This window comes from Acidobacteriota bacterium (assembly GCA_016208495.1).
Taxonomy (GTDB): Bacteria; Acidobacteriota; Blastocatellia; order Chloracidobacteriales; family Chloracidobacteriaceae; genus JACQXX01.
Genome location: JACQXX010000102.1, coordinates 24,694 through 41,897, shown reverse-complemented (window position 1 = coordinate 41,897; position 17,204 = coordinate 24,694). Strand labels below are relative to the sequence as shown.

The 17,204-nt window shown below is 50.5% G+C and carries 15 protein-coding genes; 8 read left to right on the top strand and 7 right to left on the bottom strand.

The annotated features are described in order from the left end of the window. Positions 1–122 precede the first annotated feature (122 nt). The 5 genes from HY774_20730 to HY774_20710 all read left to right on the top strand — a co-directional run bounded on the left by HY774_20730 (position 123) and on the right by HY774_20710 (position 3,735). On the top strand, positions 123–536 hold the full coding sequence (locus tag HY774_20730; GenBank protein MBI4750912.1) for a hypothetical protein: 414 nt from the start codon (positions 123–125) through the stop codon (positions 534–536). A gap of 465 nt (positions 537–1,001) precedes the next feature. Beyond that, positions 1,002–1,253 (top strand): hypothetical protein, encoded by a 252-nt coding sequence (locus tag HY774_20725; GenBank protein ID MBI4750911.1) that lies wholly within the window; start codon positions 1,002–1,004, stop codon positions 1,251–1,253. Between the two features lie 626 nt (positions 1,254–1,879). After that, positions 1,880–2,329 carry an IS200/IS605 family transposase gene (gene tnpA, locus HY774_20720; protein MBI4750910.1) on the top strand — a complete coding sequence of 150 codons (450 nt, stop codon included), beginning with the start codon at positions 1,880–1,882 and terminating at the stop codon, positions 2,327–2,329. Positions 2,330–2,612: 283 nt separating this feature from the next. Next, positions 2,613–3,224 carry a hypothetical protein gene (locus HY774_20715; protein ID MBI4750909.1) on the top strand — a complete coding sequence of 204 codons (612 nt, stop codon included), beginning with the start codon at positions 2,613–2,615 and terminating at the stop codon, positions 3,222–3,224. Next, positions 3,199–3,735, top strand: a complete 537-nt coding sequence (locus HY774_20710) for a hypothetical protein (GenBank protein ID MBI4750908.1) — start codon at positions 3,199–3,201, stop codon at positions 3,733–3,735. Before HY774_20715 ends, HY774_20710 begins: the two co-directional genes overlap by 26 nt. A 102-nt stretch (positions 3,736–3,837) precedes the next feature. Here HY774_20710 and HY774_20705 read toward each other — a convergent pair whose 3' ends face one another. After that, the gene (locus HY774_20705) at positions 3,838–7,656 is read right to left on the bottom strand and encodes an IPT/TIG domain-containing protein (protein ID MBI4750907.1); all 3,819 of its coding nucleotides are present in this window, start codon (positions 7,654–7,656) and stop codon (positions 3,838–3,840) included. 484 nt (positions 7,657–8,140) lie between these two features. Between HY774_20705 and HY774_20700 the strand changes: the two genes are divergently transcribed. The 3 genes from HY774_20700 to HY774_20690 all read left to right on the top strand — a co-directional run bounded on the left by HY774_20700 (position 8,141) and on the right by HY774_20690 (position 12,850). Then, complete coding sequence (locus tag HY774_20700; protein MBI4750906.1) at positions 8,141–8,605, top strand: (2Fe-2S)-binding protein; 465 nt, start codon at positions 8,141–8,143, stop codon at positions 8,603–8,605. Between the two features lie 171 nt (positions 8,606–8,776). Next, a complete protein-coding gene (locus tag HY774_20695) occupies positions 8,777–10,909 on the top strand; it encodes a xanthine dehydrogenase family protein molybdopterin-binding subunit (GenBank protein MBI4750905.1) in 2,133 nt (710 codons plus the stop codon). A gap of 237 nt (positions 10,910–11,146) precedes the next feature. After that, a complete protein-coding gene (locus HY774_20690) occupies positions 11,147–12,850 on the top strand; it encodes a DUF4132 domain-containing protein (protein ID MBI4750904.1) in 1,704 nt (567 codons plus the stop codon). A 71-nt stretch (positions 12,851–12,921) separates the two neighbouring features. On the opposite strand, the gene HY774_20685 is transcribed toward HY774_20690, so the two are convergent. From HY774_20685 to HY774_20660, 6 genes are all read right to left on the bottom strand, one after another. Further along, positions 12,922–13,185 (bottom strand): Txe/YoeB family addiction module toxin, encoded by a 264-nt coding sequence (locus tag HY774_20685; protein ID MBI4750903.1) that lies wholly within the window; start codon positions 13,183–13,185, stop codon positions 12,922–12,924. Beyond that, positions 13,178–13,459, bottom strand: coding sequence for a type II toxin-antitoxin system Phd/YefM family antitoxin (locus HY774_20680; GenBank protein ID MBI4750902.1), 282 nt, complete (start codon positions 13,457–13,459; stop codon positions 13,178–13,180). Before HY774_20680 ends, HY774_20685 begins: the two co-directional genes overlap by 8 nt. A 130-nt stretch (positions 13,460–13,589) precedes the next feature. Beyond that, the gene (locus tag HY774_20675) at positions 13,590–14,462 is read right to left on the bottom strand and encodes a hypothetical protein (GenBank protein MBI4750901.1); all 873 of its coding nucleotides are present in this window, start codon (positions 14,460–14,462) and stop codon (positions 13,590–13,592) included. 231 nt (positions 14,463–14,693) lie between these two features. Beyond that, the gene (locus tag HY774_20670) at positions 14,694–16,202 is read right to left on the bottom strand and encodes a beta-lactamase family protein (GenBank protein ID MBI4750900.1); all 1,509 of its coding nucleotides are present in this window, start codon (positions 16,200–16,202) and stop codon (positions 14,694–14,696) included. Positions 16,203–16,248: 46 nt separating this feature from the next. Beyond that, entirely contained in the window at positions 16,249–16,713 is a 465-nt protein-coding gene (locus HY774_20665; protein ID MBI4750899.1) for a hypothetical protein, read from the bottom strand. Between the two features lie 64 nt (positions 16,714–16,777). After that, positions 16,778–17,182 carry a hypothetical protein gene (locus HY774_20660; GenBank protein ID MBI4750898.1) on the bottom strand — a complete coding sequence of 135 codons (405 nt, stop codon included), beginning with the start codon at positions 17,180–17,182 and terminating at the stop codon, positions 16,778–16,780. Between the last annotated feature and the right edge of the window lie 22 nt (positions 17,183–17,204).

The following is a 17,204-nucleotide window of genomic DNA, read 5'->3' as shown; positions in this document are numbered from 1 at the left end:
GGTTTGGGGCATCCTTGTCCCCATTCTTTTGGTTTTCTCACAGGTCAGCCCTCCGACTTCTCTTCTGTTTTTTGTCTTTTCTATCGTAGGACTGACCTGTTTCTTTTTCAAAGTATTAGCCGATGAGCACCAAAACAATAAGCCTCGGTGTAATTGAAAGTTCTTCCACTGAACCAGATTTTAATTCTTTTTACGAAATTATCACTAAATTTAGAAGAGAATTGCCAGATGATCAAAAATATCGTATCAACCTCAGAATCATTAATTATGTACCAACGCTGAGTTTTCAAATTATAGATGGAGATCAACCGAATGGAACTATTTTAGTGGAACTAACTCCTAATAAAATTAAAGTTAGTGAACGACCACATTTTATATTACATGCCAATAATGATGCTCATAAAATTTGGTATCAAAAAATTTTGAATAATTGTGAAGAAATGTTTAAAAGTGAAGAAGAAAGAATTAATAATAACGATATGAGTGAAACTAATAAAGATAAAATAGCTATTCCTTGGAAATGGCCTGAATATTAACAACCCAAGTATCATTAACTTATCATCTTATTCAGTTCAAATAATAATTTTAATCTTATTCTAAGAATATTAAGCTTATTCGTCACGCTTTCATTCATAATATTTTCTATCCTATCATTGATTTTACAATATTTATATTTATTCTTTGAAAACTTAACATAAACCTTACAAGAATAACTAAAACAACACAAATTCATATTATTTTTTAAGTTAAAGCCTACAACTATTTTATTAATTATCCAAAAATTAATTATTTTATTAATTATTCTTGTCAAAAAAAATAGGTTTATGGATATAATTCCAATCTCTATTCTTAATTCAAGGAGATTGATTTACATGAGACGTCTAAATTCTCAAAATTTTCAAGAAACAACCCAAAGACTTGAGCGAATGGCTGATGGAATCGCTCAACATAACCAGGAAACTCACTTTCCACCTACATTAATTGAAGCTGAACGCCGAAGAATGCGCACAGAACTGGAAAGCATTCGAACAGAATATGAATCCAAGCAAAGAGCGGCTGATTTAGCCTATGATCGTTTTCAATCCTTGCTAAAAGCTGCGACTGAGCAACTGTCAAAAGATGACAGTATGCTTCGTGGTTTTTATGGAAAAGACAACCCGGTGCTTGGGAACTTTGGAACAACCGTAATTTCTCGAACTCGCGCCCCGCGAAAACCAAAGAACAGCGGCGACGGCACATCTGTCAGCCCATAATGGGTTTATGTGTCATTTATTGATTTACCTTTCTTCTTGCCGCATCCCTTCGGGATGAAAGATGGAGAGGGGCAACCTGTTCCGGTGGTAGCTCGCAAAGCCTCGCAACCGACCGGCTATCCGAACTGCAATCCTTCGGAGTGCTCAAGCCAATCCGATACCTGAAAAACAACCTGTTACCGGTGGCAAGCTCAGATTGGTCAATCAACCAGCACTCCGAATGGCAATTCTTCGGGGTGCGAAACCTTTTTTCAATTCTTGAAGCCGAGTTGCTTTCCAAATGGCAATCCATTGGAAGGCAAATCAAAAGCATCTGCCTGAAAACCAGGATGTCATTTAACCGTTTCAATTTTGGTTTTCTTGTTGTGCCATTTGCGATTCCATTCAGGTATCAACCTGGTGGTTTGGCAAATGGCATTCTTGTTTTCTGGTTGTTTGGTTTGATGTGAAGCATTGAGCCGCATCCCTTTGGGATGAGAAAAGGGAGGGGCAACCTGTTACCGGTGGCAAGCTCAGATCAGTAAATCAATCGGCACTTCGAATGGCAACCCTTCGGAGTGCTAAACCCAATCCGATATCTGATTGCATCCCGAAGGGATGCGGCGAAGTCATCCATTTACACCCGTATGGCGTCAACCCATTTATCACTCCATTATCACGTCGTCTTCAGCACCAAAAATCGGAAGCCCTTCATTTCCGCAGCCCTTCGCGATCAGCTTTATGCGTTTCTGGTCAATTCAATCCAAACGCTCAACGGAGTTTCTCTAGCTGTAGGCGGAACAAGCGACCACGTTCATATTCTTATGCGGCTACGGTCAAATCATTGTCTGGCCGAAGTGGTGCGTGAGTTAAAACGATCTTCCTCAATGTGGATTCACGAGAAACACCGGCTGCCTCAATTTTCCTGGCAGGAAGGATATGGGGCATTTACCGTCAGTTCATCACAAGTTGAAGCTGCCAAAGTGTATATCCACAACCAGGAAAACCATCACCGAAAATGGACCTTCCAGGATGAATATCTGGCATTCCTCAAGCGAAGCGGCGTCGAATATGATGAACGTTACCTGTGGACCTGAACTGATGAGCCGCATCCCTTCGGGATGAAAGGTGGGGTGACCTGTGACCGGTGGTAGCTCGCTGTAGCCGAGCAACCGACCGGCTATCCGAACGGCAATCCTTCGGAGTGCAAAACAAGATCAATTTAATTTTTTGTGATACCAAAACAACGAATCTCAACCAAGTTAAATTCAAATTTAAATAATCTCTGTGGCATAGATTTTGCTCTGTTGGTTCTTGAGCAAGAAATTTAATTTCTACCGCTCTTCATTACTCTGACAACTCAAGGATCATCAAATATTTATGTCAAATAGATACATTATCGGAGACGCAAATGGCTGGCTTCGTGTCAGACTTGAGCCAAGCGGTGAAATCATCGCCTTACCTGAATACCTCCGGGTTGATTATCAAGAAACCCGACAAGAAGAAAATTCCAGTGAACGGCGGGACTACTTCACCATTTATGAAGGAGTTTATCGGGGGAAAAAAGCTTCGGTGAGGCTTACTTCACAAGGAAAGACAAACCTTGGATTCCCTCTTCCTGTCTACCGTGGGCCAGCAAGACTTGTGTTCAATACTACAAAAGGTGAAATCACTTACAATGGAAACAAAAGGATTGGTACGTTGACTTATCCAAGGTCTCCAATTCCACAAGGAACTCACAATATTCAAATTCCAGACTTCCCGCATCAGTTAGGAAACGGCTATCTTGGGCAATCAGTTTTTTCTCAAACTTGGTTTTTGATTGGAACTGGTGTAGCAGTTCAGGGGCAAAATGCAAGATATTTGCACCCAGGGCAAGTAACTGCCGGTTGTGCAACCACCAATCCTGACCAATGGACTGATCTTTATCGTTTTCTGATTCTATCAAGGCAAGGAGATAGAAAGAATGTGGGTACCCTTAAAGTTATTTAATCTACTGGCAATCCTTGTTTTGCTTTTTTCTTTACAAACTGTTCCCCTACCCAAAGAACATTTAAACCAAAGCGATTTGGAAAACCCTGTGCTCCTCGCGAAGAAAGCTACGGAGTGGCAGCATGATGCGCTAAGAAAACAGGTCGCCAAAGAATCATACAAACTTGCTGCATCATTAAGAATAAAAGGTCACCAGTGGAGTGTAATTGCCAAGTGTTATGGTGGCGGATTGCTCTATTATCCGACATCCAAAGAGATGATTCTTTATATCGAGGCAAGTGTTAAAGGCTCACGATCTGACTCAGAAACTGTCAAGCAGAACATCCTTGAATCAATAAAATACCAACTTGCTGGGGCAATCGCCGTTGATCTGGCGGTTCCCCAATTGTCCATCCAGGAACGCCGTCAAATTGAACAGGATTTGGCCTGTTTGAATTCTTATCTGGCCCAACCCAACCGCACGGCTGTTTCTGATTGCAAATATGTCAAAATGATTTACAGCCAGGAGTAACGGCGTCTCCGAAGCAATGTCGGAGAGGCAACTGGTTTCCGGTGGGTTGCCTGGTCCGTTCGATGGAAGCAAGCGAAAGCTTGAACTCTGTGCCTTGCGGCACTAAAACTCATCTCGACTGATATCAAACTCAAATTGATTCGAACTCACACCGCCCGCGATCACCCTGATCAGGTTCGTGCCATTGATGAGACCCAATTTCTTTTTCTTCCCTTTGAGCATCAAGCTGGTATCAGTCTGGGATTTGAGAAATGCCGTTGCATCCGTTCCATTGATCAAAACCTGAGCGCCGGTTGAACCAAACCCGGTGCCAGTAATCGTCAACCGCCGGGCCTGGAAGTTGACCTGAGTGATTGTGACCCTCTGCAGTCCAACCGCCGCCTGCCGGATGACCCGAATGGCATCGTTGAACCCACTCGCCAGCCAGAGGTTGCCCTCCCCGTCAATGACGAGTCCCAGCGGATAGTTTAAGCGACACTCACTGGCAGGCTGACCGTCTCCGCTGTAGCCCTGTTCCCCAGTTCCCGCAATCGTCGAGATGATTCCCGTTTGGGCATCTACCCGGCGGAGGCGATGATTATCACGGTCAGCAATAAACAGATTGCCCGCCCCGTCAACCGCAATGCCATGCGGCGAATTGAGTTGTGCCAGCATGGCTGGTCCCCCATCACCGCTAAAACCTGGAATGCCAACCCCGGCGATTGTCGTGATAATACTGGTCCGGGCATCAATCCGACGAATGCGGTGATTGCCTAAATCAGCAATCAGGAGGTTTCCCTGCTGGTCAAACACAATTTCTTCCGGTGAATTCAAATGGGCATACATAGCTGGACCGCCATCTCCGGTAAACCCGGCAGTTCCCATTCCAGCAATCGTCGTGATCACACCAGTTTGGGCATCTACCCGGCGAATGCGATGGTTAAGCCGATCAGCCAGATACAGATTATCGTTGACATCAATGGTGATCCCACGCGGCGAATTCAACGTCGCCAGCGTCGCCAGCCCGCCATCACCCGCAAATCCAGCCTGTCCATTTCCAGCAAAATTGACAATCACGCCGGTGGCGGCATTGATCCGGCGGATGCGATTATTTTCCTGGTCGGCAATATAAAGGTTCCCGGCCCGGTCAATGGCCAGCCCTTCCGGATCGTGTAGCCGTGACAGAACCGCTGGTCCGCCGTCACCACTGTCACCTTCAACCCCGTTTCCAGCCACGCCGTGAATGATCCAGGTTTGGCGATCCACGCGACGCACGCGATTGTTTTCAGAATCAGCAATAATCAGGTTACCCTGGTGGTCAATCAGCACTTTGAAGGGGTTGCTCAAACTGGCGTTAATCGCCGGCCCTCCGTCACCGCTGACAAATTCAGTTCCAACCACGGTTTGGATGACACCATCCGGAGAAACCAGCCGAACTCGATTATTTTCGGTGTCGGCAATAAACAACCGCCCGTTGCCATCAACCGCAACTGCTTCCGGATCCAATAACCCGGCGCTGACGGCGGGGCCGCCGTCACCGCTGAAATCATCCGAACCATTGCCGGCCACAGTGCTCATAACCTGGGTGGCGAAGTCAACCCGGCGGATCCGACCATTGTTGCGGTCGACAATGATGAGATTTCCAGTCAGGTCAATCGTGACACCATAGGGTTGATTCAAGCTGGCACGAGGAGCCGGGCCACCGTCTCCGTGAAAGTCTGCAATCCCGTTTCCGGCCACCGTTGTGATAACACCCGACCCAGCATCCACCCGGCGAACCCGGTGATTGCCAGTGTCGGCAATGAAAAGATTGTCAAACTGGTCAACGGCCAATCCATAGGGTTGATTGAGCCGTGCCCGCTGGGCCAGATCGTTGTCGCCGCCAAAACCGCTGATACCGGTCCCGGCCACAGTGGTTATCACACCGGTCATGGCATCAATCCGGCGAACCGCATGATTTTCTAAATCTGTCAGGAACACATTTTCAGCCGAATCAAAGACAATTGCCTGTGGTGAATTGAGTTGTGCGTTGGTCGCTGGTCCTCCGTCACCACTCAAACCAGCCACCCCGGTTCCACCAACCGTCGTGATGATTCCCGTCATGGCATCCACCCGGCGAATCCGATGATTGAGCTGGTCAGCAATCCAGACATTCCCATCGTGGTCAACCGCGACACCAGTCGGGAAGTTCAAACTGGCACTCAGGGCTGGTTGCCCGTCGCCGTTATAGGCTGCCGCTCCGGTTCCGGCAACGGTTGAAATAATGCCTGAAATGGCATCCACCCGCCGAACACGATGATTGAGCCGATCAGCAATAAACATATTTCCGGCACCGTCAATGGCAATCGAACGCGGAAATTTCAAGCTGGCCAGGGTAGCAACGCCGCTGTCGCCCGAGTACGGAACCCCACCCGCCACGGTCGTGATTTCCCCAGCCGCCATGGCTTCAAAAGTTTTGGCAAAGATTTCGAACTTTTGCTGGACCAGACCGCCTCGGGTTTGGATCGAAAGGGTGCGTTTCCCAGGCGCATTTTGTGGCGGAACATGAAACCGCAAGCGTGTGGCACTTTCGATGACCGCAGCTTCAACCAGCCGGTCACCCAGCAGAACGTGGGTTTCGGGTCCGAAATTTTGACCATCAACCACAACTTCGGCACCACCTTCGATCTGGTCAGACGTCCGGCTGATGGTTTTAATGCGCGGCGGGCCAATCGTTACCACTTTGACCGCCTCGTCTGGGCTGGCGGCCTGGGCATCAAGCACAAACGTCTGATAGCCCCGGACAGTCACACTCACCGCCTGTCCAAACGACACGCCCGGTTGAGCCAGCGGGATCCGTTCGGGAGAGGTCGTCTCAGGATTGGTCACAACGTAGGCTTCGGCCTTGTCAACCACACACAGATTTCCCTGCCCGTCAAAGCTGACCGATTGTGGCGCTTGAAACAAAAATTCATCTTCGGAACTCGTCTTCCATTCCCGTGCGGCAGATTGGCGACCGACTGTTTTGACCACCCCGGATTTTGAAACCAGTCGGACCACCCGGTTTCCTTCGTCAGCCACCGCCAGCAGTCGCCCATCTGGACTGAGCGCCAGCCCTCGCGGATGAGCAAACCGGGCGGTGCGGCCAGTTCCATCTGCCAGCCCCGCCTCACCGGGCATTCCAGCCAGCAGACGGATCTCCTGCCGGTTAAAATCAACATAAAAAATGGCGTTATTTTCGGTATCTGCGACAAACAGATTGCCACCCGTATCAATCGCCACGCCACGTGGACCGCGCAAAACCGCGCTTGAAAGCGGCGTGATGTCAGCCGTCAAGATTCCCGCGGTACCATTCCCCACCACGGTTGAAACCTGATCGTCATACCCAACCTTGCGAATGCAATGATTGAGCGTGTCAGCCACATACACTCCGCCCAGCGCACCGTTGTCAATCGTGGCAGCGGTTGGCCCGGCAAACCAGGCACCCAGCCGATTTCCATCCCGATGGCCGTGCGCTAACTCTGAACCGGCAAAAAGCTGAGCCGGCGCGGAAAGACTTTCCTTGCGCAGAACCACGCTGTTGACCGGGTCGGTCAGATAGACTCGTCCTCGGGTATCAACTTTGGTTTCACCCGGCACAGTTGCGCCGCGATTGGAACTGACTCGCGTCACCACGACAAACACCGATGTGCTCTCTGCATTCCGACGAGCCGTCACCGTGGCAACTCCCTGTAAAACCCCGTGCAGGACTCCGGTTTGGGACTCAACAGTCACAATTTCCGGGCTACCGGATTCCCAGACAACACCCGAAATCGGTTGACCAGTTGCATCAATCACCGTCAATCGAAGTTGATTTCCTTCATTGACCACTGGTGTGCGTTCAACAATTGAAAATGAAGCGGATTGCAGCGGAAGAAACGAAGCAGATGTCAGGCTGGCAGGAACCCAAAATACTGAGCTCATTGCAAAAAGAATGAAAGAAATAACAAAGTGCGGCGACCTCAAGGTGACCATAACCACCATCCTTCTCTGGCGAGTAATGAACCACAAATCAGAATCATTGGGGATTGAAAGATCGTTCGGTTGCTCACCAGCTTAGAATGCCGAAGTTAAACACACCGTGAATAACCGCTTTGAACAGGCAAATTTGGCGGGATTTTTCGGTATAAATCCAGAACTTTTCGGACTGGGGTTTGGGCGGCAACTGGATTGATTTTGCCCTCTAGGATTTGGGTTACGGCTCAGATGGCTGTAAACAATCTGTAAATTCCCAATCACGCATCTGGTGCAATCTAAATTTCTCCGCTAGAGTCGGTTTCTACCAGACCGACCACAAGAAGTTCCTCTACTTCAAATCCCTTCGCTCATATCCTCAAAGCTTCCCAAAGCTGAAAGCTGCGTCAAGCCGCAGCACTCCAAAGCTGCGTTGAGCCGCAGCACTCCAGATATGCCAGATTACAAATTAACGATCAATCAGCAAAAAGTAACGGTTTCGGTCGAACCCGAAATGCCGCTCCTGTGGGTGTTGCGTGATTATTTGGGGCTGACCGGAACCAAGTTTGGCTGCGGCCTTGGGGTGTGCGGCGCCTGTACCATTTTGCAGGGGAACCAGTCGGTTCGCGCCTGCCAGATCCCGTGCCAGGATGCCGCCGGGAAGTCCTTCACCACCATCGAAGGACTCTCGAAAGACAATTCCCATCCCTGTCAGAAAGCCTGGCTTGAAGAAGACGTCGCCCAGTGTGGTTTTTGCCAGAGCGGCATGATTTTGGAGACCGCCGCTTTCCTCAAACACACGCCACATCCAACCGACGAACAAATTGACGAAGTGCTTTCCCAACACGTCTGCCGGTGCGGCACCTATCAGCGCATCCGCCGGGCCGTCCATCGAGCCGCGACCAAACTGACAAAGTGACAACGTGACAAGGTAACCGGGTGACAAATGACAAGGTGACAAATGACAGGGTGACAGGGTGACAAGATGACATTTATTCGAAAACCCCGAACCCTGAACCCTGAACCCTGAACCCCGAACCCCGAACCCTGAACCCTGAACCCCGAACCCTAAACCCCGAACCCTAATCTTATGAGTACTTCACGACGACAATTTCTCAAACTTAGCGCCCTCACCGGGCTGGCACTTATTCTGGAAATCCCGGCTTCGGCTGAAAGCGCAGTGCGCAATCTGAGCCTGGAACAAGCGCCATTTCAGCCCAACCAGTGGCTCTCGATTGATCAGGCTGGAAACGTCACGATTATGGCTGCCAAGGCTGAAATGGGTCAGGGTGTCCGGACATCACTTCCAATGATTGTGGCCGAAGAACTCGACGTTGATTGGAAACAGGTCACAGTTCAATTCCCCATGCCTGGCACTGACTTTCCACGGATGCGCACCAGCGGCAGCGGCAGCGTTACCGGTTCGTGGAGCCCACTTCGGATCGCCGGGGCCACGGCTCGGGAGATGTTGATTGCAGCAGCAGCGACCACCTGGCAGGTTGAGCCCGCGACCTGTGAAACCTCACAGGGAATGGTCATCCATCCTCCGACGGGACGCAAAGCGGCGTATGGCGAACTCGTCGCGGCGGCAGCCAAACTGACACCACCGCTTTCCCCGAAAGTGAAGAGCCCAAACAATTTCAAACTGCTCGGAAGCCGGGTCAAACGCGTTGACGGACCAGATATCGTGAACGGGAAAGCCGCCTACACGGCAGATATTCGCGTGCCCGGCATGCGATTTGCGGCTGTGAAACGGTCTCCAGTCCTGGGTGGAAAAGTGGCCAGATGGGACGCAACAAAAGCCAAAAAGATTCGGGGTGTGCGCAACGTCGTGCAGGTGCCAACTGGAATTGCCGTGATTGCCGATGACACGTGGGCGGCCTTTCGGGGCGTCGAAGCCCTTGAAATCGAATGGGATCTGGGTGCAAATAAAGACTATTCGTCTGAACTCCACTGGAAACGGATGGAGGACTTGAGCCGCCAGGAAGGCCGAGTGATTTGGACCCAGGGTGACCGGGCCAAAGCGGTTGAATCGGCAACCCATAAACTTGAAGAAGTATATGCCTACGGTTTTCAGGCCCACGCACCAGTGGAAACCCTGACCTGTACGGTTCACGTCCGCAAAGGCGAATGCGAAATCTGGACCGGTACCCAGTGCGCCAATCAGGCTCAGGAAGGCGTAGCCAAACAGCTTGGCCTTGAAATTGGCGCTGTCAAAATGCACGTTCCTCTGCTCGGAGGCGCCTTTGGCCGGAGATTGCAGTTTGATTATGTCACCGAAGCCGTCGAAGTCGCCAAACAGAGCCCGGACCCGGTCCAGGTTATCTGGTCGCGAAGTGATGATATGAAACATGGTTATTTTCATCCGGCTTCCATGCACCGGATGACCGGAACGGTGGATGCCAGCGGCAAATTGACCAGTTTCGGCCATCGGCTCTGTGCGTCGTTACTCTCAGTTCTGAGTCCACCTGATTTTAAGGATCCAAACTGGCACGTTGGCTATGGATGGGGGCTCTATGATTCACCCTACGCATTTCCAGCCATGCACTATGATTTTGTACTGGTTGATTCGCCGGTACCCTCAGGGCCGTGGCGGGCGGTGCATTACCCACCAAATGTCTTTGCCCGTGAAAGCTTTCTGGATGAACTGGCGCATGCGGCCAAAGCCGACCCGGTTGAATTTCGACTGGAGTTTCTCAAGCCTGATGTTGCCCCGTTTCAAACCATTCGTCCGAGTCTGCGACGGGTGATCCAACTGGCGGCTGAAAAAGCCGGCTGGGGCAAACCACTTCCCAACGGCCACGCACTGGGCATCGCCTGTAACGTCTATCACGAACGAACCACCATGGCGCAAATTGCCGAAGTCTCAGTTGGCGCCGATGGCCGGCCCAAAATCCATCGAATTGTCTGTGCTGTCGAATGTGGACAGGTCATCAACCCGCTCGGATTGGAAGGTCAGATTGAAAGCGGTATCGTGTGGGGACTCTCAGCCGCGATGTCAGGTGAAATCACGCTGAAAAATGGTGGCGTCGCCGAAAGCAATTATGCTGATTTTGGGGTGTTTCGAATCAAGGATATGCCGCGGGTCGAAGTCTACACGGTCCCCAGCACGGCGCCTCCAACCGGCATCGGCGAACAACCGGTGCCTCCAGCCGCGCCAGCAGTGTTCAATGCGTTTTTTGCTGCCGGAGGCAAACGGGTGCGGCGATTGCCGATGAAGTAGGGTTCAGGGTTCGGGGTTCGGGGTTCGGGGTTCGGGGTTCGGAGTTCAGGGTTCAGGGTTCAGGGTTTCGATTTTGTGTCCCTTTCATCCTTTTTGTCCTTTTTGTCTTTTGAACCCTGAACCCTGAACCCGAACTGGCATCATCCCGAGTACTCACCGAAAAACAGTTTGACGAGTTTATTCAAAAACCGTAAAACAGCCCCGAACCCCGAACCCTGAACCCTGAACCCTTCTTCTATGCTTACCCGTGACTCCCTGCTCGACACGGCCCAACGTGGCCTGAAAAAAGGCATTTCTGAAGACCTGCTCTGGTTTCCGTTTGATCAACTTCCGGCTGTGACCTGGAGCGATACCAGAGAACCAGTCGAACCTGACATTGTTTCGTGGTGGCTCGTTCAAGGCTTTCGGAAGAAAAATCCCGAAGCCACCTTGCTCCAGGAGGGCTGGCCCGAACAAATCCCCAACTCGCAGGGCGAGGTCCTGGGAAAATTTGTTTTGGAGCAATGGATTCAACAAGATATAAAGATTATTGAGCACCCTGACATTGCCGCCCTGACTGAGCAATTCACCGCTGAATTTCAACAATTTCGGCATTTTTCATTCCTGAACCTCACGCCCGAAGCAGAAAATCAGCGGCTTCAGGACTTTCTGACCTATATGATTGCCGACAAAACCAAACGCGGCAGCGCAATTAAGGAAAAAGGCATTCTGTCGGTTGCCGGGTCATTTGGTGGAGCGACGTTGATTCCGCTGATTGAAAAGTATCTTGACGACTGGCAGGTCAAACGGTCAGCCCAATGCTGGGCACTGGTGCAAATGCTTGGAACGGTTGATGATGCGCGGTGTATTCAGTGGCTGGTGCGGACTTCGCAGGCAAAGAATCGAACCAAAAGTATCCGCCAGCAAGCCCAAAAGTACCTGGACATTCTGGCCAAAGGCAAAGGCTGGTCTCAAGATGACCTGATTGACCGCACCATTCCGACATTTGGGTTTGATTCCGACGGTGTGCTGAAGCTCGATTTTGGCCCGCGTTCGTTTTCAGTCCAGATTGATGATAGCGTCAAACTGGTGCTCAAGGACGCAGAAGGTACCGTACTCAAAGCACTTCCGACACCGCGAGCCAGCGATGATGAAAAATTGGCCAAAGAAGCCAAAAAGACGTTTTCGGATCTCAAAAAACAACTGAAAGAACTCTTTGATTTTCAGACCAATCACCTCTGGGAAGCGATGTGCCTTCGCCGCAACTGGTCGGCGGAAGACTGGACGCTGTCTTTCCAAAAGCATCCAGTCATGGGCCGACTGTGCCAGCACGTGATTTGGGAAGCAGCCACCCCGCATTCATCGGTATGTTCATTTCGACCGCTGGCAGATGGAACGTTGACCGATGCCGATGACAACCCGGTTGAACTGCCGGCGGATTCGCGGATTCGAGTCGCGCATGCACTTTCAATGACCGAAGCCGAACGCGCTCAGTGGCAGTCACATCTGGCCGATTACGAAGTGGAAACCCTTTTTCCACAGGTTGCCTGGGCGCCCTATCACCTGCCTGAGAACCTTCACAAAATAAAAGAACTTGCTGATTTTGCCGGCCATCTCATCGAATCCGTCGTGCTGCACGGCAAAGCCGCCAAATTTGGCTATAGCCGGGCTGAGTCTGACAATGGCCTCTGGTTTTGGGTGTATCAAAAAAACCTGCCCTCACTGGGCGTGAAAGTGGTGATTGAATACACGGGCAGCGGTGACTTGAAGGAAAAACGGACGGTGGCGCTCAAAAACTTTTACCTGACTTCAGATCTCTCAAGTTATGGCTACGAAGCGAAAAAACTCGAACTCGGCAAGATCTCGCCGGTGCTCCTGAGCGAAATCTGGCATGAAATCCGCCAACTGGCGGCGGCTGGAACTGGCTTCAATCCAGAGTGGAAGAAGATTTGTGGAGTGTGAGGCTGAGAAAACCAGGGCTGAGGGCTTGGGGCGGGGGGCTGAAAGACTTCGGGCTGAAGAAAACGGGTGGATCAGTAATGATATCTGGCTTGCAGAAAATCAATTCGGTCGTCACTGACCAGATAGACGATGCGGTGTTCCTGGGTCAGTCGGCGTGACCAGACATTCGCCCCCAAATATTTGAGCGGTTCGGGTTTACCAATACCTTTGAACGGATCACGCATGGTGGCTTCAATCAGAGCAAATGCCCGTAAAACGATTTTGCGGTTTGTTTCAACCCAAAACCGCAAATCTTCACGAAATTCAGGCTGGAACACAGCATCCCGATCACTCATCAACCCCAAGCTCCTGGCGCAGTTCATCAACTGTTTGGGAAGCGACTGTTCGCTCCTGGGCACGCTTGAGCGCGGTCAATAACCGGTCCGCATTCTTTGGGGAGCGCAACAAATGTGCGGTTTCAAGCAAACTGGATAATTCAGAAGCTGAAATGAGGGCGACATCTTCGGCACCACGGCGAGTAATGATCGCCACCTCACGGTCAGATGTCACCTGATCGCACAACTTCGCAAAATTTGCTCGGGCATCAGTGTAGGTGGTTTGAATTGGCATGGGATACCTCTCAGAATCTGTACAGAAAAACCGTACATATCCTCTTTTATAAAGTCAATTGTGTTCGTGAAGGAAAATTCAAAAGGCGCTCCTCAGACATATTTGTTAGAGTCAGGCTGGGAAACCGCATTTATTGATTGAGGGATTTATAAACCAGATCCTGCGCAAGTACCTTTTTGATCGCTTTTTTGATTTCTTCACGATCATGTCCAGGATACGCAGCATCAAAAAACGCCCACCCTTGCGCTTCTTCCCCGGCATACACATAGCGGAGCAACACATCGAGCCGTGCAGCAAGGGAAGGCTCAGTCTGGTTTGGACTGAGGTGTTTTCGCTGAACTTCGATTCCCTGTAAAAGCCTTTCCCGAAAGAGTTTATTGGCAATTTGATACTGCCTGGCCACTGGATCGAACTTAAACATGACTTCCGGGCGAGGGCTTTCGGCCAGATTTATATTTTGAAACCCAGCAAACGCATTAACTGACATTGAGAGTTCGGCCATCCCGTCCTGGTCAAGGTCGCTGAAGAACAGGTCTTCTCCGCCAAGCTGAAACTCAGCACTATCAAAAATGACTTCTGGTTGGGGAGAAAAATTCACGACCCAATGCCTCCCTCCTCGCGGAATAGTGGAGGAAATGACCAGTTCTTTGTGCGCATCGTTGAGCAATGAGACCAGAGCAAAGTCAATCGCGTTCCCCAATGGATAAGGGGCACCTTCAAAGGTAGCCAGCACTGTTCCCTGGTGTTTGAGAACAGCCACATTGACCGGGACAGGTTCTCGAATCCCCTTGATAGCAGTTGTTTTTCTCACTTTAACCACTTCATATTCGTTGATGGTCAGGTGGTCTACCTTGAGAAAAAAATCCTGGATCTGAAACATTGATTCAGGCGGTTTCTTGGGTATCACCTCTGGCCTGGCGGCTGGCGGCGGCAATGCTGAAGAGTGACACCCCGCTAAAACCATCATCAGACACAACACCAACCACAATCGAATGAAAAGCATAACAAACCCTTTGGAGTGCTCCGACTTGTCGGAGCTTTTATATCTGGCGACTTGTCGCCAAGGTCCAAAACCTCAGAGGCAAAGTTGTTGAGAAAACAATATTTCCCTCAGCCTTCAGCCCCAAGACCCAAACTCTGGCGACGAGTCGCCGAATACCAAAGCGGTGACAAGTCCCCGCACTCCAAAAATATTGGATGAGCATGATTCGTCTGGGCTTCATTGGCTGATTCTTTATGGAACAGGTTTCAAAATCAGCCGATAGGGAACGCCACTTCGTGACCGGTCATCGGTAAAATCTTCCTGGGCGATGCCCTGAAGCTCTCCGTTGTGCAGCCACATTGTTAAAACCAGATTGTGGGTTCGGTCACGCCCTCGCGCAAAGGCGAGCGAACCAGTCACCGTTGCCTGCATCGCGCCGCGCTCCCAGGAAATTCCCCGCAGGACAAACGTGCTTCCGCCAAGTTCAAACACCGGCAGGGCGGGATTGGTCAAATCCAGGCTGACCGGTACTTCATCGGCCACGCTTTTGAGTGATCCTTTGAAACGCCCGGTTGGAATTTGACCAGGGGCGGTCAGTTTTTGTTCAAGTTCACCAATCGCAGCGCCAAACTGAGCACCGAATTCAGGAATCAGTGCATTGAGAATATCAACCGCTACTTCGGCTGATGGACTCCCGGTCGCATTTGAAAGCACGACCACTCCGGCATGCTGTTCCGGCACCAAGATCACAACCGCTGTGCCTCCAGCCATTTGCCCGTCGCTGATGAGCAGGGTGGAAGTCGGCAGTTTCACCACACCCCAGCCACGATAGTAGGCTTTTTCCACTGGCAAATTGGCCAGTTCCGTCGAAATCGAAGCTCCACCCAAATGCGCCGCCGGAGCAATCGCTCCAAGATGAAATAAAGCGTACCGGGTCAGGTCGTGTGCCGTCGAGAAAAACCCAGCGCCGCCATCCGGTCCCAGTCGAAAACGGTATGGCAGCACTTTTCCGTCTCCGCTGTAGCCACGCACGGTCTTTTTGTCTCCGAGCCAGGCATCAGTTGTCGTTTGCTGCATTCCAAGGGGTCGAAAGAGTGACTGTTTCATCACTCGCTGAAATGGGGCATTCCCGGCTTTTTCGATGATTTTTGCCAGCACGCCATAGCCCAAATTGGTGTAAACGTAGCGTTGTCCGGGAGGTGCCGCCTGGAAAGCATACTTTTGAATGAGCACATCACGTCCGACAAGACTGGCTGGAACGTCAGGATATTGATAATGCCAGAGGTGTGGAATTCCCGAAGTATGGGCAAGCAGATGGGAAATCAACACGTCCTGCGATGGATACCCAATCGGCGGCGCCCAACCAGCCCCCAGAATCGAATCTACCGATTGATCAAGTTTGAACCGGCCTTTCCCAACCAGTGCCAGGGTACCAGTGGCTGTAATTGACTTCGAAACCGAAGCCGCCGCGTACAGACTTTCCGCTGTCGCTGGAATCTTTCGTTCCTGGTCAGCCCAGCCAAGTCCTTCTTCCCAGATCACTTTTCCGTTTCGCACAACGCCAATGGCAAAGGAGGGGATATGGTCACTCTGTATTCGCTCAAGGATTTTCGTGCGAACCGTAACCAGTTCCGCCGGTACGGCGACATTGGCTTTCCCAGCAGGCACAGCGGTCTGGCCTGAAACACCAGAGAAAGCTCCCGTCATACCAACCAGAACAACTCCAATCAACAAACAAGCCCGTTTTACTGGCCCAGTCATTCCGTGCCTCCTTCGCTTGGTCTGAAATTTTGATTTTGGCTGAAATTCAACCTGACTTTTGGTGGAGATTGGGATCGAGACCAAAAAAGACCCGCATTCTTCCTTTATCAATCAACCGATCATTGATAAATACCCGATAGTTCTCAAACATCGGGATCAAACTTGGCCCTGTCGTCACCCGCAGTTGGACTTTTTGCCGTTGATGGGTGATCTGGCATTCAATTGAGTCAACAAAACCAAATCCGCCCGCTGTTCCGAGAAGTTTCCCGTCAACATAGAGATACATCTCGGTTGCAAAATACCAGTACCGGGGCGAGAGAAATGAGAAGAACCGCACCTGGTGGCCTTCCCAGGTGATACATTTGCCAACTGAGGTTGGAGTTGACACTTGATTGACTGGTCGGAAATGATCAACCGAACGGATGGACTCTCTTGCCTTCAATGGGGTTCCGCATTCCGCACAGGACACATGGGTATCTGGATTGAGTGTTTTGCAATTTGAACAAATCACAATTGTCGTTTTAACCTCGTGTGGCTCATCTGGGTTGATTGATTTTTTGAACTGGAAGCTACCCTTAATAATCAACATCTAAATGCCATCTGACACCTGCTGCCTGAGCCCGTTCCAGTACCCGTTTAAAATCTTTCAGTTCTGTGATGAGTGCCTCATGATTTTTAATTCGCTCCGGGTTTTCAGTGACCCACTTTAAAAGTGTTTGAACAGTTGCTAATCCTTCTTTGGCTTCAAACCATTGCTCAGGAAGGATTTTTGGTTTTTGCTTTTTTACAGGAACACCTTCGCTCCGCAAGATCTCCAGGGTTGCCTCTGGATTTTGGCTAAAGAATTCCATCAAGGGTTTGACATTTTGGTGCTGGGCAACCGCGTGAAGGACGGGTTCTACTCTTGAAAGTACCCGCCCGCTCACGTAATGATCGAAATCTGGTATTTTAATTTCGATCACGATGTACAACCCAGACATTACAAGCTCCCTTCAAAGCATT